Source organism: Achromobacter sp. UBA2119 (assembly GCF_002331005.1).
Classification (GTDB): Bacteria; Pseudomonadota; Gammaproteobacteria; order Burkholderiales; family Burkholderiaceae_B; genus Achromobacter; species Achromobacter animicus.
In genome coordinates this window covers 194,665-217,865 of the sequence record NZ_DCYD01000023.1, presented here as the reverse complement: position 1 = coordinate 217,865, position 23,201 = coordinate 194,665, and the positions used below count along the sequence as shown (strand labels likewise).

16 protein-coding genes and 1 pseudogene are annotated in these 23,201 nt (G+C 65.5%); 13 read left to right on the top strand and 4 right to left on the bottom strand.

Annotated elements, in window-relative coordinates; genetic code table 11:
• Both B3098_RS28690 and B3098_RS28685 read left to right on the top strand, forming a co-directional pair.
• The coding region (locus B3098_RS28690; RefSeq protein ID WP_414631321.1) for a hypothetical protein at positions 1–2,272 on the top strand (2,272 nt) is incomplete at its 5' end.
• Positions 2,272–3,069 (top strand): DUF6708 domain-containing protein, encoded by a 798-nt coding sequence (locus tag B3098_RS28685; protein ID WP_286900786.1) that lies wholly within the window; start codon positions 2,272–2,274, stop codon positions 3,067–3,069. The genes B3098_RS28690 and B3098_RS28685, both read left to right, overlap by 1 nt.
• 214 nt (positions 3,070–3,283) lie before the next feature.
• Here the strand turns inward: B3098_RS28685 and glpK are convergent, their stop codons facing one another.
• Positions 3,284–4,810: a glycerol kinase GlpK gene (gene glpK, locus B3098_RS28680; RefSeq protein ID WP_286900785.1), complete on the bottom strand. Its 1,527-nt coding sequence runs from the start codon at positions 4,808–4,810 to the stop codon at positions 3,284–3,286.
• Positions 4,797–6,251 carry a DHA2 family efflux MFS transporter permease subunit gene (locus tag B3098_RS28675; protein ID WP_286900784.1) on the bottom strand — a complete coding sequence of 485 codons (1,455 nt, stop codon included), beginning with the start codon at positions 6,249–6,251 and terminating at the stop codon, positions 4,797–4,799. Before B3098_RS28675 ends, glpK begins: the two co-directional genes overlap by 14 nt.
• A gap of 99 nt (positions 6,252–6,350) precedes the next feature.
• Here B3098_RS28675 and B3098_RS28670 point away from each other — a divergent pair, with 99 nt between their 5' ends.
• The 4 genes from B3098_RS28670 (at position 6,351) to B3098_RS28655 (ending at position 8,889) form a co-directional block, all read left to right on the top strand.
• On the top strand, positions 6,351–6,539 hold the full coding sequence (locus B3098_RS28670) for a DUF3460 family protein (RefSeq protein WP_056564661.1): 189 nt from the start codon (positions 6,351–6,353) through the stop codon (positions 6,537–6,539).
• Between the two features lie 17 nt (positions 6,540–6,556).
• Positions 6,557–7,447, top strand: coding sequence for a segregation and condensation protein A (locus B3098_RS28665; RefSeq protein ID WP_063956906.1), 891 nt, complete (start codon positions 6,557–6,559; stop codon positions 7,445–7,447).
• A 35-nt stretch (positions 7,448–7,482) separates the two neighbouring features.
• Positions 7,483–8,337 (top strand): pantoate--beta-alanine ligase, encoded by an 855-nt coding sequence (gene panC, locus B3098_RS28660; RefSeq protein WP_175125960.1) that lies wholly within the window; start codon positions 7,483–7,485, stop codon positions 8,335–8,337.
• A gap of 186 nt (positions 8,338–8,523) precedes the next feature.
• Positions 8,524–8,889 carry a response regulator transcription factor gene (locus tag B3098_RS28655; RefSeq protein ID WP_286900780.1) on the top strand — a complete coding sequence of 122 codons (366 nt, stop codon included), beginning with the start codon at positions 8,524–8,526 and terminating at the stop codon, positions 8,887–8,889.
• Positions 8,890–9,135: 246 nt separating this feature from the next.
• Here the strand turns inward: B3098_RS28655 and B3098_RS28650 are convergent, their stop codons facing one another.
• Positions 9,136–9,924 carry a copper resistance protein NlpE N-terminal domain-containing protein gene (locus B3098_RS28650; protein WP_175139033.1) on the bottom strand — a complete coding sequence of 263 codons (789 nt, stop codon included), beginning with the start codon at positions 9,922–9,924 and terminating at the stop codon, positions 9,136–9,138.
• A gap of 202 nt (positions 9,925–10,126) precedes the next feature.
• Between B3098_RS28650 and B3098_RS28645 the strand changes: the two genes are divergently transcribed.
• From B3098_RS28645 to B3098_RS28615, 7 genes and pseudogenes are all read left to right on the top strand, one after another.
• Positions 10,127–10,975 (top strand): prepilin peptidase, encoded by an 849-nt coding sequence (locus tag B3098_RS28645; protein WP_279975134.1) that lies wholly within the window; start codon positions 10,127–10,129, stop codon positions 10,973–10,975.
• A gap of 90 nt (positions 10,976–11,065) precedes the next feature.
• A pseudogene (gene coaE / locus B3098_RS28640) lies at positions 11,066–11,750 on the top strand (dephospho-CoA kinase).
• 5 nt (positions 11,751–11,755) lie between these two features.
• Entirely contained in the window at positions 11,756–12,508 is a 753-nt protein-coding gene (gene zapD, locus B3098_RS28635; protein WP_286900776.1) for a cell division protein ZapD, read from the top strand.
• Positions 12,509–12,641: 133 nt separating this feature from the next.
• Positions 12,642–13,907: an MdtA/MuxA family multidrug efflux RND transporter periplasmic adaptor subunit gene (locus B3098_RS28630; protein WP_286900774.1), complete on the top strand. Its 1,266-nt coding sequence runs from the start codon at positions 12,642–12,644 to the stop codon at positions 13,905–13,907.
• A 12-nt stretch (positions 13,908–13,919) separates the two neighbouring features.
• On the top strand, positions 13,920–17,018 hold the full coding sequence (locus B3098_RS28625) for an MdtB/MuxB family multidrug efflux RND transporter permease subunit (protein WP_286900772.1): 3,099 nt from the start codon (positions 13,920–13,922) through the stop codon (positions 17,016–17,018).
• On the top strand, positions 17,015–20,128 hold the full coding sequence (locus tag B3098_RS28620; RefSeq protein WP_218342218.1) for a multidrug efflux RND transporter permease subunit: 3,114 nt from the start codon (positions 17,015–17,017) through the stop codon (positions 20,126–20,128). The genes B3098_RS28625 and B3098_RS28620 overlap by 4 nt, the downstream gene beginning before the upstream one ends.
• A complete protein-coding gene (locus B3098_RS28615; protein ID WP_286900770.1) occupies positions 20,125–21,663 on the top strand; it encodes an efflux transporter outer membrane subunit in 1,539 nt (512 codons plus the stop codon). The genes B3098_RS28620 and B3098_RS28615 overlap by 4 nt, the downstream gene beginning before the upstream one ends.
• Positions 21,664–21,702: 39 nt before the next feature.
• Here B3098_RS28615 and B3098_RS28610 read toward each other — a convergent pair whose 3' ends face one another.
• The gene (locus tag B3098_RS28610) at positions 21,703–23,121 is read right to left on the bottom strand and encodes an amidase (RefSeq protein WP_286900769.1); all 1,419 of its coding nucleotides are present in this window, start codon (positions 23,119–23,121) and stop codon (positions 21,703–21,705) included.
• Positions 23,122–23,201: the final 80 nt, after the last annotated feature.

Below are 23,201 nucleotides of genomic sequence, written 5' to 3'. Positions count from 1 at the left end.
GGCAGGGAAGCTGCTTGCGCGGCTCGATGAGCGATACGACGAAGTGGCGCGCGCCAGTTGGGAGAAAGCGTTCGAAGCGCACAAGGCGCGGTTGCAGACGCAAGTGGACAGGCTGGCCGAACTCTACGCAGACCAGATCCTCAACAACCCGACGTTCCGCTCGGCGGAGCAGTATGACTACGATGCGCAAAATGCGTACTCAGTATTGGGTTACATCCGCACGATGGAGCTGTGCCTGAGCGGCGGCATCACCGAAGCAACGCCTAAACCAGATTCCGAGGGCAACATTCAACCCGTCACCGGACTGTCGGCGCGCGCGTGGGAAGCCTGGGTCAAGGATGGTCAGAGCATCGTCTTCAAGACCCTGCTGGCGCTCGACAAAAGCCTGATGCAAAGTCTGGTGCCCACGTTCGGCAATCAGGGCGAACTGGATTGGAACGACTTCGGGAAGCTCTACGCCCCGGTCACCAAGATCATTAACAGTAGCGACCTGGGCGACAAACTCATCTGGCCTAACTTCCAGGACGCGATCGCCAGTGTGCTGGCCGCTTACAACGGTGCGGTGAGCCGACTGGAACTGAAGGTTGATGCCGGCGTGCGCAACGTCGCCACGCGTGTGAACAGCGCATCGCTCTTGCTGTACTCGCGCACATACATGACCCAGGTCGCCGTTCAGATGAAGGTGGGTGAGTTTTACACATTGATGTGCAAGCAGATTGGGGAAGACCAAAACAGGCTTGCGACGGCCATTGAGAAAGCGACCGGAAAGGCGCACAAGCAGGTGCGGTCGGTGCTGACTGCTGGTGTCCTCAGCCTGGCCCTGAGCGATCCGAAACTCGCGGAACAGATGGTTGACGTGGTGTTGTGGGTCGAAGGAAACGCGAATGACTTGCGAAAGCGCTTTGGCGACGTCGTCAAGGATGCCACCCAGCAAACAGGGGAGGTTATCGGAGACGCTACGAGCCGGGCTGGCGAAGCGCTAAGCGAACTCAAGGTGCTCGCCGGCAGGCTGGAGCCGGGGGCGCGCAAGGCCTTGGCCGGTCTTCAGCTAAACGTGGCGCGGGCCGCCGACCTCGCGCAGACCGGATTGAGGGGCGCGCGCAGTGCTGCCGCGATTGCCCGCGGCACGGTCGGAAGCGCTGAACTGCTCCTTGCTGTTGGCTCCACGTACCTGTTATCGCAGGGCTTGCGTAAATCGGTTGAAGCCGTGGATGCCACCTTTGGAGCTAAACACGTGGAAGCCGTGCTGGCGGTGTATTCGGCGTCGATCGGAGTTTTGGGGGGAAGTTTTGAGGTAGTGGGACTGGCGTTGAAGGGCAGTGCCGAACAGGCGCGGAAGGTCCTGCGCGCGCCTGCGACCGGGAGCGGTGCAATCAGCCGGATCGCGAATGCTGGTAAAGCTCTGGCGCGATTTGGAGCTTTACTGAGTGCGGTATCTGGTTTCGTCGATGCAATCGCGTCATTCAAATCTGCAATAAATGCTCGCGATTTGGGAGGCCGACCGGAGGTTGGATATTACACAGCGGCCGCGTTTTATGGAGCGAGCGCAGCTGCGTCGGGGTACGCAATTTACGCAAGCTCCACAGCCATTCTAAGCTCGACATGGGTGCTTGGACCCGTCGGTTGGGCAATTCTTTTCGGCTTGGTCGCATATATAGCCGAGAGAATTGGAGAGGAAGCAGAATCTTCGCCATTGGAGCGGTGGGCCTTCTGCAGCTATTTTGGTAAATCCGATGCTGGAAAATTTACCGACGCCAGTACTGCGGTTGCTGCATTGAATGCAGCTGTTCTGGGAATCGATGCACATGTGATTTTTGATTCTGAGATCCGCTTAGTGCATTACGAAGGATTGGCTGCGGCCATGGGAGGCATGGAGGCTGGCCCCGCAGTTATCCCGCGCTTGAAATATCAAATAGTTCTTCCGCGATACGACTCGGCCAGGGCCGCGTACTCATGGAAACTTCAAGTCAACCGCTATCGGGGGGACGAAGTGCTCGCGTCGGGCAATTACCCTCACGATGGTGCAAAAAAGGAAGAAGTGATCCTTCCATGCAATCGGTGGGATTACCGCCCGGATAGCACCATTCCGACAGTAAGAGAGAAACTGCTGACCCTCGCTGATGAGAGTAAGTCGAGTTTCCTTGTCATCGAGGGAAATATCGAACTTTCGGTAGGGCACGATATTGATGTGGCAGCCATCAGCGTCGAGTACCTCCCCAATGTTATCGATCCCGAGATGATTGCCAAAGTGAAGTGTATAGAAGCAAAGTAATGATGAAAAAAAATGCACGTTTGGATAATCCAACAAAGGGGTGGCGAGCCGACCTGCCTCTGCCGAATACATTGCCTGGTGCGCCACTACCTCTATCAGGCCGCTGCCCAAACTTCGCGGACGATATCTATCTGGAACTTAGCGGTTCCCGGAATTTGAATCGCACAGTCATATTCATTTTTGCTTTTTTGATGTTCCTAATAACAGTATTTATCGTAAAGATATTTTTCTTCGATCTTGGCGGCGCCGCATTTTCGAGCCACCCGTTTCTGTTCATGCTAACGACGGCCTTGTCAATTGGGACAATGTTTGCCGGTATAGGAATGTTCCGCTCTGGTGCTGCCCCCCCTCGCGATGAGCCGATCCGCTTTAATCGCAAGCGTCGCAAGGTCTACGTTTATCGATTTCACAAGGGCAACCTAGTAAGCGGCAAAGGTACGGGCGTATGCCCCGTCATTTTTAACTGGGAAGATCTGCGCGCCGAAGCCTGGAGCCGAATGAGCCCAAGCCCGAGCGGCGTCCCGATTTTTGCTTGGGGCGTCGACATTGCAGTGGTTGCGCAAGGCTCCAATCACGTTATTGACCGCTTCCAATTGGCCGGGAGCAATGCAGATGGCGAACATATGTGGGCCATGGCGCGCGCGTTCATGAACCAGGGACCCGGGTCGTTGCCAAAGTATCCGAACCTACCGCGTGATTGGAACAATCACATCCCGGCATTTGATCCTGGGCTGCGACTGGCACCGAAAGTGCATTGGCCGGATGATATGGACGTCGAATCGCGTACGGGACCGTAACTCGCTTTTGGTCGGCGCCGAAGTCAAAGTGCCGACGATGTGCCGCTGGAGCTACACGTCTACTATCGCAGGGGTTTGGACGGGCAATACGGCGTCGACGTGTCGCCCGAGTTAGCCAACTCGGTGACCGATGAGGACACGGGTGAAGGCCTGGTGCAGCACAAGGCCGTCTATCTGGGGGTCTGACACCAACGCCAAACCAACAACCAATGCCTTAATTAGCCGCCCCAGCCGACCAGCCCTTAGACAACTCCACAGCCTGCCGCCACCGCTTCATCCGCGCATCTCGCACGGATTGGGGCCAGGAGGGCGTGAACGTGCGTTCAGCTTGCCACTTCGATGCGAATTCATCCTGGCTCGACCAGAAACCAACGGCCAAACCAGCCAAGCCTGCCGCGCCCAACGCTGTGGACTCCGGAACGCGCGGACGCACGACCGGAACGCCCAGAATGTCAGCCTGCATCTGCATCAGCAAATCGTTGCGTGCAGCGCCGCCGTCAACGCGCAATTCCGTCAACGCGATGCCGCTGTCCGCATTCATGCACGTCAGCAGTTCAGCGCTCTGCAGGGCAATGGATTCCAGCGTGGCGCGGGCGATGTGGGCGCGGGTGGTGCCGCGGGTCAGGCCGACCAGGGTGCCACGGGCATAAGGGTCCCAATGGGGCGCGCCAAGACCAGCAAACGCCGGGACCATGAAAACGTCGTCGGTGTCCGAGACGCTGGCGGCCAGGGATTCGATTTCTTCGGAGCGCTGGATGATGCCCAACCCGTCGCGCAGCCATTGAACCGCAGCGCCGGCCACGAAGACGCCGCCTTCCAGCATGTACGCCGGCTTCCATTTGTCCTGCCCCGCTTGAGGCAGTCCCCAGCCGACCGTGGACAGCAGGTTGTTGCGCGATTCCACGGGCTTGTCGCCCACGTTCATCAGCATGAAGCAGCCGGTGCCGTAGGTGTTCTTGGCCATGCCCGGCGTGAAGCAGGCCTGACCGAAGGTCGCGGCCTGCTGGTCACCCGCCACGCCCGCGATGGGCACGGAGCCGCCCAGCCATTCCGGCAGGGACTCGCCGACGATGGCGCTGCTGGGCGCGATCTGCGGCAAGACGCTGCGCGGGATGTTGAGCAGCGCCAGGATGTCGTCGTTCCAGTCCTGCGTGTGCAGGTCGAACAGCATCGTGCGCGAGGCATTGCTGGGGTCGGTGCTGTGTACCGCGCCGCCCGTCAGTTGCCAGATCAGCCAGGTGTCGATGGTGCCGAAGGCCAGTTCGCCGCGTTCGGCCAGGCGGCGGGCGCCGGGCACGTGGTCCAGCAGCCAGGCCAGTTTGGTGCCGGAAAAGTAGGCGTCGACGACCAGGCCCGTGCGCGCCTGCAGGAAGTCGCCGTGGCCGTCCTGGCGGAGCTGGTCGCACATCGGGGCTGTGCGGCGGTCCTGCCAGACGATGGCGCGGGCCAGCGGGCGGCCGGTCGAGCGTTCCCAGATGAGCGTGGTCTCGCGCTGGTTCGTGATGCCGATGGCGGCGATGTCAGCGGCAGCCGCGCCCGCGTTGCGCAAGGCTTCGCGGGCGACGTCGAGCTGGCTGTGCCAGATCTCGTTGGCGTCGTGCTCGACCCAGCCCGGACGGGGATAGTGCTGGCGGAATTCACGTTGGCCCACGCCGCGGACCACGCCGTCGCGGTCGAACACGATGGCCCGGGAGCTGGTCGTGCCCTGGTCCAGGGCTAGGACAAATTCATTCGTCGTCACTGTTTTTCGCGCCGTTCAGGTGTGCCCCGGCCAGCGGGTCGAGGCGTCTAAAGGAGAAAGTCGATGCCATGCACAGCAGGCCGATGACGATGAAGCCGGCAACCACGTCGCTGATGGCCAGCGTTTCGGCGCCGCGCAGCGATATGCTGATGTTCAACGTGACCGCGGCCACCCCGACGCCCAGCGTGATGCCCAGTTGCTGGGCCATGGCCGAAAAGCTGCTGGCGCGGCTCATCTTGGCGGGCGGGATGTCGGCATAGGTTAGCGTATTTACCCCCGTGAACTGCAACGACCGGAAGAAGCCGCCCACCAGCAGGATGGCGATCATCAGCCATACGGGCGTGGCCGGGTTGAAGGCGCCGCAGACGATGATGAAACCGCCCGTCAGTAGCGCGTTCAGGGTCAGCACGCGGCGAAAGCCGAAGCGTTGCACGATGGGCGTGGCCACGAACTTCATCAGCAGCGCGCCGGCGGCGCTGGCGAAAGTGATGAGGCCGGCCGAGAACGGCGAAAGGCCAAAGCCCACCTGCAGCAGCATGGCCAGCAGGAACGGCGTGGCGCCGACCGCGAAGCGGCACAGGTTGCCGCCCAGCGTGGAGATGGCGAAAGTGGGAATCCGCATCAGGGACAGATCGATGATGGGATGTTCGGTGCGCCGGGCGTGCACCCAGTACAGCAGTCCGCACACGATGCCCACGGCGATGAGGCCGAGCAGCATGGGCAGCGGCATCACGTCGCGGCCGATGGCCTCGAAGCCGGTGACCAGCGTGGCCAGGCAGCCGGCGCTCAGCAGAAAGCCGATCCAGTCGAGCCGCGGCGTGCCGGTTTCGCGGATTTCGGTGACGTACCGCAGCACCAGGAAGATGCCCAGGAACCCGATCGGGATGTTGATCAGGAAGATCCAGTGCCACGACATGTACGTGACCATGAAACCGCCCAGCGGCGGTCCGATCACCGGTCCCAGCAGTGCCGGGATCGACAGGAAGGACATGGCCTTGAGCAGATCCTGCTTGGGGACGGTGCGCAGGAGGATGATGCGGCCCACCGGCACCATCATCGCGCCGGCCATGCCCTGGACGATCCGGGCCAATACGAGTTGGGGGAGGTCCTGCGAGATGGCGCAGGCGACGGAACTGAGGGTGAACAGGCCGATCGCGGTAATGAATACGCGCCGGGCGCCGTAGCGGTCCGCCGCCCAGCCGCTGATGGGCACGAAGACGGCGACGGCCAACAGGTACGAGGTGATGGCCACATTGAGCCGCACCGGGGTGGATCCCAGGGCCCGTGCCATGGCGGGCAGGGCGGTCGCCACGACCGTCGCGTCCAACATTTGCATGAACAGCGCGCAGCCGACGATGAAGGGGATCATGCGCGCCGCGCGCACCGCATCCGGGGTTGACGGTGGAGCGGGATTGGCTGCGGCGGCGGATTCTGCGGACATGTCGGGCGGGCTGCGGTGGAAGCCTGACGATTGTAACGCCGGGGATATGGCCGCCGTGAAGTAAACTCGAGACATCTGCAACCTAATGAAATTGGCGTCATGGCGACCAACTACGAATCCGAGATCACCCAGTTCCTCAAGGACTTCAAGAAATCCCACCCTGGCACCGAAGAGCGCCAGCGCGAGGGACGCGCCCGCCTCTGGGACAAACCGCAGGATCAAGAGCTGCTCGAAGGCTTCCGCGCGGCACGCGTGGCGCAAAGGCCGTACGTGTATCAGGCCGACTGATACCGTTCTCGGCAAACATGGTTCAGAACCCCTCGGTGCCAGGCGATGCCCTGGCCAAGCTAGTGGAACCGTCCGTCGACAGCACGCCCGACACCATCGATAGCGTGGCGTTTGCGCGTCTGTACGGCGAGCCGCTGTTCCAGATGCCGACGGATCTGTACATCCCGCCCGATGCGCTGGAGGTTTTTCTCGAAGCCTTCGAAGGGCCGCTGGACCTGTTGCTTTACCTGATCCGCAAGCAGAACTTCAACGTTCTGGACATCCCCATGGCGGATGTCACGCGGCAGTATCTGTCGTATGTGGACCAGATCCGCATCACCAATCTCGAACTGGCCGCCGAATACCTCCTGATGGCGGCCATGCTCATCGAGATCAAGTCGCGCATGCTGCTGCCGGTCAAGAAGACCGACACCGGCGAAGAGCCCGAAGATCCCCGCGCCGAACTGGTCCGCCGCCTGCTCGAGTACGAGCAGATGAAGCTGGCCGCCCAGAAGCTCGACAAGATGCCGCAACTGGGGCGCGATTTCGTCAGCAGCCAGGCCGTGGCCGACCTCAGCGTCGAGCGCGCGCTGCCCGACGTCAGCGTGGACGACCTGCGCGCGGCCTGGGCCGACATCATGAAGCGGGCCAAGCTCAACCAGCATCACCACATCACGCGCGAGCAGCTGTCCGTGCGCGATCACATGACGCACATCCTGCGCCGCCTGAACGACGTGCGTTTCATGGAATTCGGCGACCTCTTCATGGAGCGCGTCCGCGAGGGCGCACCCGCCGCGGTCGTGGTCGTGCATTTCATCGCCATGCTCGAACTGGCGCGCGAATCGCTGCTGGAAATCACGCAGGCCGAGCCCTATGCGCCCATCTACGTCCGCCTGGCGTACACCAGCGTGGCAGCCGTCGCGGCCTGATCCTGACCGGGCTCCTGCCCACCCCGGAGATTCCCTTGAAAGTCGTACACACCATCCAGGAATTGCGCGATCACCTGCGCGGACAGAACCGCGTGTCGTTCGTGCCCACCATGGGCAACCTGCATGAAGGCCACCTGTCGCTGATGAAGCTGGCGCGCCAGCACGGCGATCCCGTCGTGGCCAGCATCTTCGTGAACCGCCTGCAGTTCGGTCCGAACGAGGACTTCGACCAGTATCCGCGCACCCTGGCCGCCGACATCGAAAAGCTTGAAGCGGCACGCGACGTCTACGTGCTGTTCGCGCCGAACGAGCGCGAGATGTATCCCGAGCCGCAGAATTTCCGCATCCAGCCGCCCGATGACCTGGGCGACATCCTGGAAGGCGAGTTCCGTCCCGGGTTTTTTGCCGGTGTCAGCACCGTCGTGCTGAAACTGTTTTCCTGCGTGCAGCCGCGCGTGGCGGTGTTCGGGAAGAAGGACTACCAACAGCTCATGGTGGTGCGCAACATGTGCCGCCAGTTCCAGTTGCCCGTCGAGGTGCTGGCGCACGAAACCGTGCGCGCGGACGACGGCCTGGCGCTGTCGTCGCGCAACCGCTACCTGACTGACGGCGAGCGCGCCGAGGCGCCGGCGTTGTACGCCGAGCTTCAGGAGATCGGCCGCCGCCTGGCCCAGGGCGAGCGCGATGCTGCTGCGTTGGAGAACGACGCGGCCCAGCGGCTGACGCAGCGCGGCTGGAAGGTCGACTACGTGGCCCTGCGCCGCCAGCGCGATTTGAAGCGCCCCGAGGCCGCCGACTTGCAGGCGGGCGAACCCGTCGTCGTGCTGGCCGCGGCCAAGCTGGGCGCCACGCGACTGATCGACAATCTGGAATTGGTCTACACGGCCTGAAGCGGCGGGGCGGTGACACATCCGGGCGCGCGATGCTGGGCGCTCGGTGCAAGGCGCCTGGTACAGGCGCTTGATTGGGGCGATTGAGGCGAGGCGTTTTCATCAGCCCCTAGCAGAATTGCCAGCTTACGGCGGCCCGGCCGGCGGGGCAGACTGTTTGCAATCCTACATTGCAAACGAGCTTCCATGCCCTTTCCTCACCCCGAACTCGACGCCGCCCTTTCAGCCCTGACCGCCCGCGAACGCCAGATTGTTGGCTACGTGGCGGCTGGGCGCGCCAATAAGGTCATCGCCATCGACCTGGGCATTTCCCTGCGCACGGTCGAAGCCCACCGCGCCCGCATCTTCGCCAAACTCGGCGCCCGCAACGCCATGCAACTTGCCTGCCGGCTGTGTGCTCACGGGCAGTCCGGCGCATCGCCCGTTCCGGGCGCGCACTGGCCGTCCCGCACTATGCCGCCTTTCGTCCGCCCTGGCGCGCCAGCCCAGGCATTGCACGAGCCCGCCAGCGAATACGGCGACTGCCCGGCAAAACCCGATGTTCCTCCCTGATGGCGATTTGGTGCCGGCGGTCTTGTGCGCACACTTAAGGCAAGCCGTGCTTCGCATCCAAAACCCTCCGCCATAGCGTGCAGCCGTGGGGGCCGCCGTATTCCGCCGCGCGTGCCCTTTCACCGGGCCCAATGGCTGCCGGCCAAAGAATTCGGGCCTGACGAACAAGGTGTTCGTCAGGCCCGGGTGGGGTGCGGCGGTGTTCGCCCTGCGGCGCTCACGCGCCGTGGGCGGACATCCCTTCGATCAAGGGCACTTGGGCGCTGCGGCGCTGGCCAGTTCGTCGATCGGGTCCAGATCCGGCTGGCGGGTCAGGTTGTAGTTCAGGTTGGGCGTCTGGCCGCCAATGGAGCGCACGCGCAGCACGTTGTTGGCCGCGACCACGAATTCCACGCGGACATTGCCTTGGCCGTCCATCAGGATGACGCGCGGCGGGCGTTCTTCGGTGGCGTCCCAGCAGCCTTGCTCGGAAACGGGCGGGCCCTTCTTGGGATCGTTGTCGAGGTAGGCGGTGCGGCCGCGCCAGCGGCCATTGGGTGCCAGCGTCAGCGTCACGCGCTGGGCCGTGCACTGCATGGCGGGCGAAAAACACGGCAGCGTGCCCATGTAGGTTTGCGGCTGCGGAACGAGGCTATGGGTGATGCCGTTGGCCGCAGGGGCGGGGGCCACGGGGGCGGGCGCCGAGCCGCCGGCGCCGCCGGAGCCACCGGCACCGCTTTCTGCGCCTTCGGGCACGGACTGGCCGTCTTCGGTGGTCTGGCCGGCAGCAACCGCCTGCTGATTCTGGTTCTGTTGACGGCGCGCGTCGGGCTTGAGCTCGATCTGCACTTGCGACGGGGCGCGGATGACGGTGCGGTAGCCGGCGCCGGAACCTTGGTACTGGGCGTCGGTCACGGTGCTTTCGGCCGGCAGGTCGTAATAGCCTTCAGCTTTCTGCTTGGCGCAGCCGGTTGCGGCGATCACGGTGCCCGCTAGCAGCAGCCCCATGACGCTGAGTTTGCGGGAGCGGGAAACGATTTCTACGCGCGCGGCCATGGCAGCTTATCCGTGAATTGAGTCTGTCTCCGATTTTACGCACTTATGCGAAGATTCGATACGTTCCCCTTAGCCGTTCCCGGGCATCCCGGCACTTTATGCACAAATTACGACACGGCCGCGCGCGGCTCCTCATTCCTTGCGCCATCGCCGGTTTGTCGGATGGGCAGGCGCGTCCGGACCGCAAGGGGCGATGACGCCGATGTGGCACGTCTTTGATCTACCCTTTGGCGTCTTCATCGGCGTGGCGGCGCTGGCGGGCCTGTTCGTGGGCAACTGGCTGACGGTGCTGACCCATCGGCTGCCGCGCATGATGGAGCGCGAATGGCAGGCGCAGTGCCTGGACGCCGCCGGCAAGCCGCGGCCCGCCGGACACTATGGCCTGCTGTCGCCCGCCTCGCAATGCCCGGCCTGCGAGGCGCCCATCGAAAGAATGGCCCGGATTCCCGTGCTCGGCTGGCTGCTGCTGCGCGGCCGGTGCGCGGCGTGCCACGCGCCCATCGGCTGGCGCTATCCCGTCATTGAACTCCTGACCTGCGCGCTGTTCGCCGCCTGCGCGCTGCGCTTTGGCGCAACGCCGATCGCGTTGGCGGCCATGGGCTTGTCGGCCATGCTGGTGGCGCTGGCATGGATCGACTTCGAAACGACGTTGCTGCCCGACGTTCTGACGCAGCCGCTGGTGTGGGCGGGCCTGCTGGTGAACCTGTTTGATGCGTTCACCAGTGTGCAGACGGCGGTGGTCGGCGCGGCAGCCGGGTATCTTTTCCTGTGGGTTATCTTTCATGTGTTCCGCCTGTTGACCGGGCGCGAAGGCATGGGGCAAGGCGACTTCAAGCTGCTGGCCGCGCTGGGCGCGTGGTTTGGTGTCGAGGCCTTGCCGATGTTGCTGCTCAGTGCGTCGCTGGTGGGCGTGCTGATCGGCGGAACGCTGACGCTCACCGGCCGCGCCAGCCGCGGCCAGCCCTTGCCCTTCGGGCCGTATCTGGCGCTGGCCGGCCTGGTCATGCTGCTGCTGGGCGGCGAACAAGGCATGTGGCAGTTCATGAATTAGGGACGGCCGGTCAGGACGATCGGCTAGCCGAGGGCCGCCGGCATCGACGGCCATGCAACGGCACTAAGCAAGAGACAAAGGAAAGGCAGTATGTTCAACATTGGTCTGACGGGCGGCATCGGCTCGGGCAAGTCCCGCGTGGCGGACATGCTGGCGGAATGGGGCGCGGCGTTGGTCGACACCGACGAGATCGCGCGATCGCTCACCGCCGCCGGCGGCGCTGCCATGCCCGCGATCGAACACGAATTCGGACCGCAGGCGCTGACGCCCGACGGCGCGCTGGACCGCTCGTGGATGCGCACGCAGGCGTTCGCCAATCCGCAGGTGCGGCGGCGGCTGGAGGCCGTGCTGCACCCGGCCATCGGCCGCGAAACGCAGCGGCAGGCGGCGGCCGCGCGCGGATCGTATCTGGTCTTTGTGGTGCCGCTATTGGTTGAGTCCCTGGACCGTTGGCGTGACCGCGTGGATCGTATCTGCGTGGTCGATTGCGATCCCGAAACGCAGGTCGCTCGCGTGCAGCAGCGCAGCGGGCTGACGGAGCAGGACATCAGGCGTATCATGGCGGCACAGGCTGCGCGGGCACGCCGGTTGGAGGTCGCGGACGACGTCATACTCAACGACGCAACGACAACACCGGAACAGTTGCGCGCGCGGGCGTTGACCCTGCATGACCGCTGGCTGGCGCTGGCGACCACCACGGGCCGGTAAGCCAGCGGCTGCCGGCACCCCTGAAAATTCTTGGCCCGCCGGCCAACCACTTGATAGGGCCTGTTAAAAAGCGTGATCGTTTACGAATATCCCTTCAACGAGCGCATCCGTGCTTATCTGCGGCTGGAATACCTGTTCGACAGGCTCTTCTTCTTTGCTCGCGAGGGTGACTCACGCCAGCATCAGGTTGCCGTCACCTCCCTTTTCGATCTGCTCGACGCGTGCGAACGCACCGACGTGAAAGGCGCGGTCCTGCAAGACCTCGAACGCCAGCGCTTGGCGCTGGTCGGGCTGCGCGATCATCCCGGCGTGGCGCAGGACGCGCTGGAAGGCATGCTGCGCGAAATGGAAAAGGTGGCCAGTGCCCTGGCTGCCCCTGGCAAGACCGGCCAGTCGCTGCGCGAGAACGAATGGCTGACCAGCCTGCGCGGACGCCTGTCGGTGCCCGGCAGCGCCACGCAGGTCGACATGCCTTCGTACTATGCCTGGCAGAACAAGCCCGAAGCCGCGCGCTGCGCGGACCTGCAGGCGTGGGTGTCCCCCTTCGTTCCCCTTTACGATGGCCTGACCCTGGCGCTGCGCCTGTTGCGCGAGTCCGGACGCAAAACCGACATCGTGGCCGAGCAGGGCGCCTATCAGCAGATGCTGGGCGGCAAGCAGTTCCAACTGCTGCGCGTCTGGGTGGACCCCACCCACGGCGTCTTCCCCGAGATCAGCGCCAATAAGTACATGATCTGGATACGTTTTTCCACCCAGGACGGGGAGTTCAAACCCCAGCAGGTGGCCCGTGATGTGTCATTCCAGATGACCCTCTGTAGCTCTTAGGCTGAAGTTACGCAGGGTTTCGCTGCCCGGATTCCTGTTGCGGGTAGTTTCAGCATGACGGTCATCAGGGCCGAAATCGGGACGGTCTAGTAGACAATACGGCTTTCCTTCCGAGTGTGCCGGAACCGTTTCCATGTCCGATAGCCGTCCTGTATCCCCACCCTCCCGCTGGAGCCGTCGCCGCGTGGTCGGCTTGGTCTTGCTGCTCCTCGTTGTGGCGGCGATTGCGTGGCTGGTGCTGCGGCCTTCGGCCAAGCAGGGCGGTCCGGGCGGACGGACCGGCGGCCGGCCTCCCATGGCGGCCATGGCCAACCTGCCGGTGCCGGTGCGGATCGCCACCGCCGCCCAGCAGGACATCGACATCTTCCTGCGCTCGCTGGGCACCGTCACCGCCTACAACACCGTCACCGTTCGAAGCCGCGTCAGCGGCGAACTCGTCGACGTCGCCTTCCAGGAAGGGCAGCAGGTCAAGGCAGGCGACCTGCTCGCGCAGGTGGACCCGCGTGCGTTCCAGGTGGCCTTGGACCAGGCGCGCGGCACGCAGATGCAGAACCTGGCCCAGCTGGAAAACGCCCGCCGCGACCTGCAGCGCTACCAGGCCCTCTTCAAGCAGGATTCCATTGCCCGCCAACAGGTCGACACGCAGGCCGCGCTGGTGCGCCAGTACGAAGGCACGGTCAAGAGCGATCAGGCCAATGTCGACAACGCCAAGCTGCAACTCGATTACGCGCGCATCACCGCGCCGATCAGCGGCCGTCTGGGTCTGCGCCAGGTGGACCGCGGCAATCTCGTGTCCAGCGCGGACACCAACGGTCTGGTCGTCATCACCCAGACTCAGCCGATTTCCGTCGTCTTCACCCTGCCTGAGACGCAGTTGCCCGAAGTGCGCGCGGAACTGGCCGCCGGCAAGACGTTGACGGTCGACGCCTACGACCGCGCCGACACCCGCCGCATCGCGACCGGCACGCTCGAAACGCTGGACAACCAGATCGACGTGACCACCGGCACGCTCAAGCTCAAGGCCCGCTTCGACAACGCCGACGATGCGCTTTTCCCCAACCAGTTCGTCAACGTGCGCCTGCACGTCCTGACCCGCAAGGACGTGACCGCCATTCCGACGGCGGCGGTCCAGCAGGGTTCGGCCGGCGCGTTCGTCTTCATGGTGCAGGACGACAACACGATCGCGGTGCGCCAGGTGAAGCTGGGCGCCATCAACAGCGGCATGGTCGCCGTGAACGAAGGCTTGAAGCCGGGTGACCGCGTCGTCACCGAAGGCACCGACCGCCTGCGCTCTGGCGCCAAGGTGGAAATCCTGGGCGGCGCCGAAGTCATTCCCGCCACCCGCGACAAGACGCTGGGCGCGGGGGCGCCGGCTGGCACCACGCCCGCGTCCAAGTAAGCCGAGAACGCCGTGAGCCCGTCGCGCCTTTTCATTCTGCGCCCCGTGGCCACCACCCTGTCGATGGTGGCCATCCTGATCGCGGGCCTCATCGCCTACCGTTTCCTGCCGGTTTCGGCGCTGCCCGAAGTCGACTATCCAACGATCCAGGTCGTGACGCTGTATCCCGGCGCCAGTCCCGACGTCATGACGTCGCTGGTCACGTCACCATTGGAGCGGCAGTTCGGCCAGATGCCCGGCCTGAACCAGATGTCGTCCACCAGTTCGGGCGGCGCCTCGGTCATCACCCTGCAATTCAACCTGACGCTGCCGCTGGACGTGGCCGAACAGCAGGTGCAGGCGGCCATCAACGCCGCGTCGAACCTGCTGCCGTCCGACCTTCCGGTGCCGCCCACCTACAACAAGGTCAATCCGGCCGACGCGGCGGTGCTGACGCTGGCGATCACGTCGCCCACCATGCCGCTGCCGCAGGTGCGCGATCTGGTCGACACGCGCGTGGCGCAGCGGCTGTCGCAGATTCCGGGCGTGGGTCTGGTCAGCGTGGCGGGCGGGCAGCGCCCGGCCGTGCGGGTCCAGGTGAATCCGCAGGCGCTGGCAGCCAATGGCCTGTCGCTGGCCGACCTGCGCACCGCCATCGTCGGCGCCAACGTCAACCAGCCCAAGGGCAACCTGGACGGTCCGCAGCGCTCCACCACCATCAACGCCAACGACCAGCTCAAGTCGCCCACCGACTACAACAGCCTGATCATCGCGTACAAGAACGGTGCGCCGTTGCGGCTGGCCGACGTGGCGCGCGCGGTGGAAGGCGCCGAAGACACCCGCCAGGCCGCGTGGGCCGGCGACAAACCCGCCATCCTGTTGAACATCCAGCGCCAGCCCGGCGCCAACGTAATCGACGTGGTCGACCGTATCCAGGCGCTGATGCCGCAGTTGCGCGCCGCGCTGCCCGCCACGCTGGACGTGACGGTGGTGTCGGACCGCACGCAGACCATCCGCGACTCGGTCGCCGACGTGCAGTTTGAAATGCTGCTGGCTGTCGGGCTGGTGGTCATGGTCACGTTCATCTTCCTTCGCAGCCTGACGGCCACGCTGATTCCCAGCGTCGTCGTGCCGCTGTCGCTGGTGGGCACGTTCGGGATCATGTATCTGTCCGGATTCTCCATCAACAACCTGACGCTGATGGCGCTGACCATTGCCACCGGCTTCGTGGTGGACGACGCCATCGTCATGATCGAGAACATCGCCCGCCACATCGAAGAAGGCGAAAAGCCGATGCAGGCCGCGCTGAAAGGCGCGTCGCAGATCGGCTTCACGCTGATCTCGCTGACCCTGTCGCTGATCGCCGTGCTGATTCCGCTGCTGTTCATGACGGAGGTCGTGGGCCGGCTGTTCCGCGAGTTCGCGATCACGCTGGCGGTGGCCATCCTGATTTCGCTGGTGGTGTCGCTGACGCTGACCCCGATGATGTGCGCGCGCCTACTGCGCGCCGAATCCGAAACGAAGCACGGGCGTTTTCATCAGGCCACGGGCGCCTTCATCGACCGCATCATCGCCGGCTATGACCGCATGCTGCAGGTCGTGCTGCGCCATCAAACGCTGACGCTGATCGTGGCGGTGGCCACCTTTGCGCTGACCGTGCTGCTTTACTTGGTGGTGCCCAAAGGCTTCTTCCCGCAGCAGGACACCGGCCTCATCCAGGCCATCACGCAGGCGCCGCAGTCCATTTCGTTCACCGCCATGTCCCAGCGCCAGCAGGCGGCCGCCCGCCTGGTGCTGGACGATCCCGACGTGCAGGCCGTGTCGTCCTTCATCGGGGTGGACGGCAGCAACGCCACGCTCAGCGCCGGCCGCATGCAGATTTCGCTCAAGCCCCAGGCCGAGCGCAACGGCGACCTGCGCACCGTCATGGCCCGCCTGCAGGAAAGCCTGAACAAGCAGGACGGCCTGACCGTCTACATGCAGCCGGTGCAGGACCTGACCATCGAAGACCGCGTCAGCCGCACGCAGTACCAGATGACGCTGTCCAACCCCGACCTGAAGGTGCTGAGCGAATGGACGCCCAAGCTGGTCGAGCGTCTGCGCGCCGTGCCGGGCCTGATGGACGTGGCCGACGACCTGCAGGACGACGGCCTGCAGACGTGGGTGGAGATCGACCGCGACGCGGCCTCGCGGCTGGGCATCACCGCCGCCGTCATCGACGAGACGCTGTACAACGCCTTCGGCCAGCGGCTGATCTCCACGATCTTCACGCAGTCCAACCAGTACCGCGTGGTGCTCGAAGTCCTGCCGCAGTTCCAGATGTCGCCCAGCGCGCTGGGGCAGATCCACGTGCCCACGTCCACGGGCGCGCAGGTGCCGCTGTCGTCGGTCGCGCACATCAGCGAAGGCCGGACGGTGCTGGCCGTGAACCGGCTCGACCAGTTCCCGATGGTGACCGTGTCGTTCAACCTGGCGCCCGGCGCCTCGTTGTCCGACGCTGTGGAAAACATCAAGGCGGCCGAAGCCGAAATCGGCATGCCGTCCAGTGTCGAAACCCGCTTCCAGGGCGCGGCGCTGGCGTTCCAGAATTCGCTGTCCAGCACGCTGTGGCTGATTCTGGCGGCCGTGGTCACGATGTACATCGTGCTGGGCGTGCTCTATGAAAGCTACATCCACCCCATCACCATCCTGTCCACGCTGCCGTCTGCGGGCGTGGGGGCGTTGCTGGCGCTGCTGATCAGCGGCACGGAACTGGACATGATCGGCATCATCGGGATCATCCTGCTGATCGGCATCGTCAAGAAGAACGCGATCATGATGATCGACTTCGCGCTGGACGCCGAACGCAAGCGGGGACTCGCGCCGCGCGAGGCCATCCACGAGGCCGCGCTGCTGCGCTTCCGGCCCATCCTGATGACCACGCTGGCCGCGCTGTTCGGCGCCTTGCCGCTGATGCTGTCCACCGGCACCGGCGCTGAACTGCGCCAGCCCCTGGGCCTGGTGATGGTCGGCGGCCTGCTGTTGTCGCAGGTGCTGACGCTGTTCACCACGCCGGTCATCTACCTGATGTTCGATCGCATGTCCCGCCGTTGGCGCGGCGCGGGCGCGCCGTCCGCCGGAGACGCGCGATGATTCTGTCGGCCCCCTTCATCGTCCGGCCGGTGGCGACCACGCTGCTGAGCCTGGCGGTCGTAATGGCCGGCATGCTTGCGTTCTTTCTGTTGCCCGTGGCGCCGCTGCCGCAGGTGGACATCCCCACTATTTCCGTGTCGGCCAGCCTGCCGGGCGCCAGTCCCGAGACCATGGCCTCCAGCGTCGCCACGCCGCTGGAACGCTCGCTGGGCAGCATTGCGGGCGTCACGGAAATGACCTCGCGCAGCTCGCAGGGCTCCACGCGCATCACGCTGCAGTTCGACCTGTCGCGCGACATCAATGGCGCGGCGCGCGACGTGCAGGCCGCGATCAACGCGGCGCGTTCGCTTTTGCCGACCGGCCTGCGCAGCAATCCCACCTATAACAAGTCCAATCCGTCGGACGCGCCGATCTTGACGCTGGCGCTGACGTCCGACACGCTCAGCCAGGGCCAGCTGTACGACCTGGCCTCCACCATCGTGGCGCAGAAGCTGTCGCAGGTGGACGGGGTGGGCGAGGTCACGGTGGGCGGCAGCTCGCTGCCGGCGGTGCGCGTGACGGTGCTGCCTGGGGCGCTGGCCAACCAGGGCGTGTCGCTGGACGAACTGCGCGCCACGCTGGCCAACGCCAATGCCAACCGCCCCAAGGGCGTGCTTGAAAACGACCGCTACCACTGGCAGATCATGGTCAGCGACCAGCTCAGCCGGGCCGAGGAATACCGGCCGCTGATCGTCGCCTGGCGCGACGGCCGGCCGGTGCGCGTGTCCGATGTGGCCAAGGTGGAAGACTCGGTCGAAGACCTGTATCAGACCGGCTTCTTCAACGACCGCAACGCGATCCTGATGGTCGTGCGGCGGCAGGCCGACGCCAACATCATCGAAGCCGTGGACGCCGTGCGCGCGCAGTTGCCCGTGCTGCAGGCGCTGATGCCCGCCGACGTCAACATGACGGTCGCGCAGGACCGCACACCCAGCATCCGCGCGTCGCTGCACGAGGCCGAGCTGACGCTCATCATCGCCGTCGGGCTGGTGGTGCTGGTGGTGCTGCTGTTCCTGCGGCGCTGGCGCGCGGCCATCATTCCCAGCGTCGCGGTGCCGGTGTCGCTGATCGGCACGTTCTGCATCATGTACCTGTGCGGCTACACGCTGAACACCATCTCGCTGATGGCGCTGATCGTCGCCACGGGTTTCGTGGTGGACGACGCGATCGTGGTGCTTGAAAACATCATGCGCCATGTCGAGAACGGCATGTCGCCGATGCGCGCCGCCTTGCGCGGCTCGCGCGAGGTCGGTTTCACGGTGCTGTCGATGAGCCTGTCGCTGGTGGCGGTGTTCATCCCCATCCTGCTGATGGGCGGGGTGGTGGGGCGTCTGTTCCGCGAGTTTGCCGTCACCTTGTCCGCCGCCATCCTGGTGTCGCTGGTGGTGTCGCTGACGCTCACGCCCATGATGTGCGCGCGCCTGCTGCGGCCCGAACCCAAGGACCCCAAGCCGCCGGGCCGGCTGGCGCGCTGGACCGAGCGCGGCTTTCAGTCCATGCAGGACGGCTATCGCCGCTCGCTGGGTTGGGCGCTGGCGCACGGCCGCCTGATGATGCTGACGCTGGCGATCGCCGTGGGCCTGAACGTCTATCTGTACACCGTGGTGCCCAAGGGCTTTTTCCCGCAGCAGGACACGGGTCAGCTGCTGGGCTTTTTCCGTGTCGACCAGGGCACGTCGTTCCAGGCCACGCTGCCCAAGCTTGAAGCGCTGCGCAAGGTGGTGCTGGACGATCCGGCCGTGCAAAGCATGACCGGATACGCGGGCGGGCGCGGCGGCAGCAACAGCAGCTTCATGCAGATCCAGCTCAAGCCGCTGGGCGAGCGCAAGGTTTCGGCCGACGTCGTCATCAATCGCCTGCGCGCCAAGCTGCAGAACATGCCCGGCGCGCGCCTGTTCCTCGTGTCGCAGCAGGACATCCGCATCGGTGGCCGCCAAAGCCAGGGTTCGTACGACTACACGCTGATGTCGGGCGATCTGCAACTGCTGCGCACGTGGATGCCCAAGGTGCAGCAGGCGATGGCCAAGATTCCGGAGATCACCGACGTGGACGCCGACGTCGAGGACCGCGGCCGCGAGATCAACCTGGTCATCGACCGCGAAGCCGCGACGCGGCTGGGCATCAGTATGGCCACCATTTCCACGGTGCTGAACAACTCGTTCAGCCAGCGCCAGGTGTCGGTCATGTACGGGCCGCTCAACCAGTATCACGTGGTGCTGGGCGTGGACCCGAAGTTCGCGCAGGACATCGAATCGCTGCGCCAGGTCGAGGTCATCACCGCGGACGGCGCCCGCGTGCCGCTGTCGGCGTTCACCAAGCTTGAAAACGCGAACGCGCCGCTCAGCGTGAGTCACCAGGGCCTGTTCGTGGCCGACACCATCTCGTTCAGCCTGGCACCCGGCGTGTCGCTGGGGCAGGCGACCACCGCGATCGACAATGCCGTGGCGCGCCTGGGCTTGCCATCTGACCAGATCCAGGCGGGCTTTCAGGGCACCGCCGCCGCGTTGCAGCAGACGCTGGCGCAGCAACCCTGGCTGATCCTGGCCGCGCTGGTCACCATGTACATCGTGCTGGGCATTCTGTACGAAAGCTTCATCCACCCGCTCACCATCCTGTCCACGCTGCCGTCGGCTGGCCTGGGCGCGCTGCTGGCCCTGCTGCTGGTGCGATACGACTTCACGCTGATTGCGCTGATCGGCGTGTTCCTCTTGATCGGCATCGTCAAGAAGAACGCGATCATGATGGTGGATTTTGCGCTGGACGCCCAACGCCACCACGGCATGACGCCGCGTGACGCGATCTTTCAGGCGTGCCTCACGCGGTTCCGTCCCATCATGATGACGACGATGGCGGCCATCTTCGGTGCGCTGCCGCTGGTGCTGGCCACCGGCGCCGGCGTCGAGATGCGCCAGCCGCTTGGCATTACCATCGTGGGCGGCCTGGTGCTGAGCCAGATCCTCACGCTGTACACCACGCCCGTGGTCTATCTTTATCTGGACCGCTTCCGCCTGTGGGCCGCGCGCCGGCGCGCCTCGCGGGGCGGGAATTCCGCTTCCATAGAACACACATGATCCGTACCAAGCCGTATTCCTTCGCCACTCTTGCCCGCACCGCGGCCACGCTCGCGCTTTGCGCGCTGCTGGGCGCCTGCGCGGTCGGGCCCGACTATCAGCGCCCGGCGCTGGACGTGGGCGCGGCCTACAAGGAAGGCCAGGTCGAGGTGCCCGGCTGGAAGCCGGCCCAGCCGCGCGCCGACGCCGACCGCGGCGCGTGGTGGAAGGTCTATGACGACCCCACGCTCAATGGCTTGGTGGACCGGCTGAACACGTCCAACCAGACCATCGCGCAGGCCGAGGCGAACTACCGTCAGGCGCTGGGTCTGGTGCGCGGCGCGCGTTCGGGCTTCTACCCCACCGTGGGCGCGGGGGCGGGCATGACCCGAGGCGGCAACGGCGGGCAGAGCGGTTCGTCGACGGGTTCCGGCAGCAACGTGTCCAACCAGTATTCGCTGACCGGCAGCGTCAGCTGGGAACTGGACGTCTGGGGCCGGGTGCGCCGCAGCGTCGAGTCCTCTGAAGCCAGCGCCGCCGCCAGCCTGGCCGACCTGGGCGCGACCCGCCTGAGCGCGCAGGCCGCGCTGGTGCAAACCTATCTGCAACTGCGCGTGCTGGACGAACAGAAGCGCCTGCTCGACGCCACCGTGGCCGCGTACGAAAAGTCATTGCAGCTCACGCAGAACCGCTACGAAGTCGGCGTCGCGGGACAGGCCGACGTGGCCGTCGCGCGCACGCAGCTTGAAAGCACCCGCGCGCAGTCCATCGACCTGGATTGGCAGCGCGGTCAGTACGAGCACGCGATCGCGGTGCTGATGGGGCAGGCGCCCTCGCAGTTCAGCCTGCCGCCTGCGGTGTTCACGTTGCGGCTTCCGCAGATTCCGGTTGGCCTGCCCTCCGAGCTGCTCGAGCGCCGTCCCGACGTGGCCGCCGCCGAACGCCGCGCCGCGGCCGCCAACGCGCAGATCGGCGTGGCGCAGGCCGCGTGGTTCCCCAGCCTGACGCTGTCGGCCGACGGCGGTTTTCGCAATGGCGAGTTCGCTGAGTTGCTGACGGCGCCCGCCCGTTTCTGGTCGCTGGGGCCGGCCCTGGCGCTGACGATCTTCGACGGCGGCGCGCGCGACGCCCAGGTCGAGCAGGCCCGCGCCTCGTACGACTCGCAGGCTGCGGCTTATCGCCAGGCGGCGTTGACCGGTCTGCGCGAGGTCGAGGACTACCTGATCCAGCTTCGCGTGATGGAGCAGGAGCAGATCGTGCAGCGCCGCGCGCTGGAATCGGCGCGCGAATCGTTGCGCCTGATCCAGAACCAGTACAAGGCGGGCTTGGTCGACTACCTGAGCGTGGCCGTGGTGGACGCCACGGCGCTCAGCAGCGAGCGCAATGCGCTGAGCCTGTTGGGCAACCGGCTGGTGGCCAGCGTCAATCTGATCGTTGCGCTGGGTGGCGGTTGGGAAGGACTGCCGGTCGAGACGGCGCGTGCTGGCGGCGCCGGGCCGGCCGTGACGCAGACGTCCGCCGCGCAAACACCTGCCGCGCAAACGCCGGCGCAGTAACCACGCGCGGGGCCGGCGCCCCTGCGCCAGGCCGTGGCCTTACAAGCCAACCGCCTTCAGATCCGGCCGCTGGCGGTGCCATTCGGTGACCGCCTGGAATGCGATGCCGATCTTGCCCAGCACGCCTTCCGCGTTGGGCTTGCCCAGCAACTGCACGCCTAGCGGCAAGCCGTCGCTGGTGAAGCCCGCGGGCAGCGCCAACCCGGATGCATTCATGTAATTGCCCGGGCGGGTGAACGCCGCAAGCGGAGTGGCCGCTTCGTCCACCTCGGTCAGAGGACGCGCGCCGAACGGGGCGGCTGGCGTGAGCACGGCGTCGAACTCCTGCATCCAGTCCACCCAGTCGCGGCGCGCCTGCGCGTGCGCCTGCAACGCCGCGATGTAGTCGGCGGCCGAGATCCCCTTGCCCGACAGCACGCGCGCGCGCACATACTGGCCGATGGGCTTGGCAGGGTCCTCGATGTAGCCGCGATGCAACGCGTAGGCTTCGGCCGAGATGATCTGGCCGTTGCGCTGCATCATCTCGCGAAAGTCGAAGGGAAGGGGCGTCTCTGCCACATCCGCACCCAGCGCGGCCAGCACGCGGCGCGCGTCGTCCAGCGCCGACAGCGCGTCGGCGTCCACGGCGATGGGATGCTGTGCCGTCGGCATCACCGCGATGCGTACGCCGCGCAGAGGCTGCGCGCCGCCGGCCGGCTCCCGGTAGTCGAACGCGGGGATGCCGAACGTCAACGGGTCCTGAGTGTCGTGGCCGGCCATCAGTGCGGTCAGCAGCATCGCGTCGCGGGCGTCGCGGGTCAGCGGGCCCAAGGTGTCCAGCGTGGTCGACAGCGCCACCGCGCCGTGCAGGCTGATGAGACCGCGCGTGGTCTTCAGGCCTGTGATGCCGTTCAGGGCGGCCGGGATCCGGACCGATCCACCGGTGTCCGATCCCAGGGCCGCAGGCGCCAGGCCGGCCGCCACGGCGACGCCGGATCCGCTGGATGAGCCGCCGGGCACGCGCGCACGCTCCAGGTCCCAGGGATTGCGCGGCGTGCCCATGACAGGATTCGTGCCCCAGCCGCCGAAGGCGAATTCCACCATATGGGTCTTGCCCAGCATCACCATCCCCGCGTCCAGCAGCCGCGTGACTGCGGTGGCGGTGACGCCGCTGCGGCGTTCGCGCCAGGCCTCGGACCCCGCCGTGGTGATGTGGCCCTGGATGTCGCACAAATCCTTGACCGCCACCGGCACGCCGTCCAGCGGGCTGAGCAGCCCGTAGCCCGCGCGCCGCCGCGCGTCGGAGGCTTCGGCCAGCCGCAGTGCACCCGCGTTGTCCACGCTGATGAAAGCGCCCAGTGTGGGATTTGCCCGGTCGATGCGGTCCAGGAAGTGGCGCGTCAATTCCACTGAGCTGTAGCGGCCTTGCGCCAGGCCATCCGCCAGATCGGCCAGGGTGGCAAATGCGATGTCAGACATGGATTCCCTCGATGCGATGCCATGCGTCTGTCCGCCAGGCGCATGCAACCCCGTCCGCGTGATGGCGGCCGGTCTCGGCA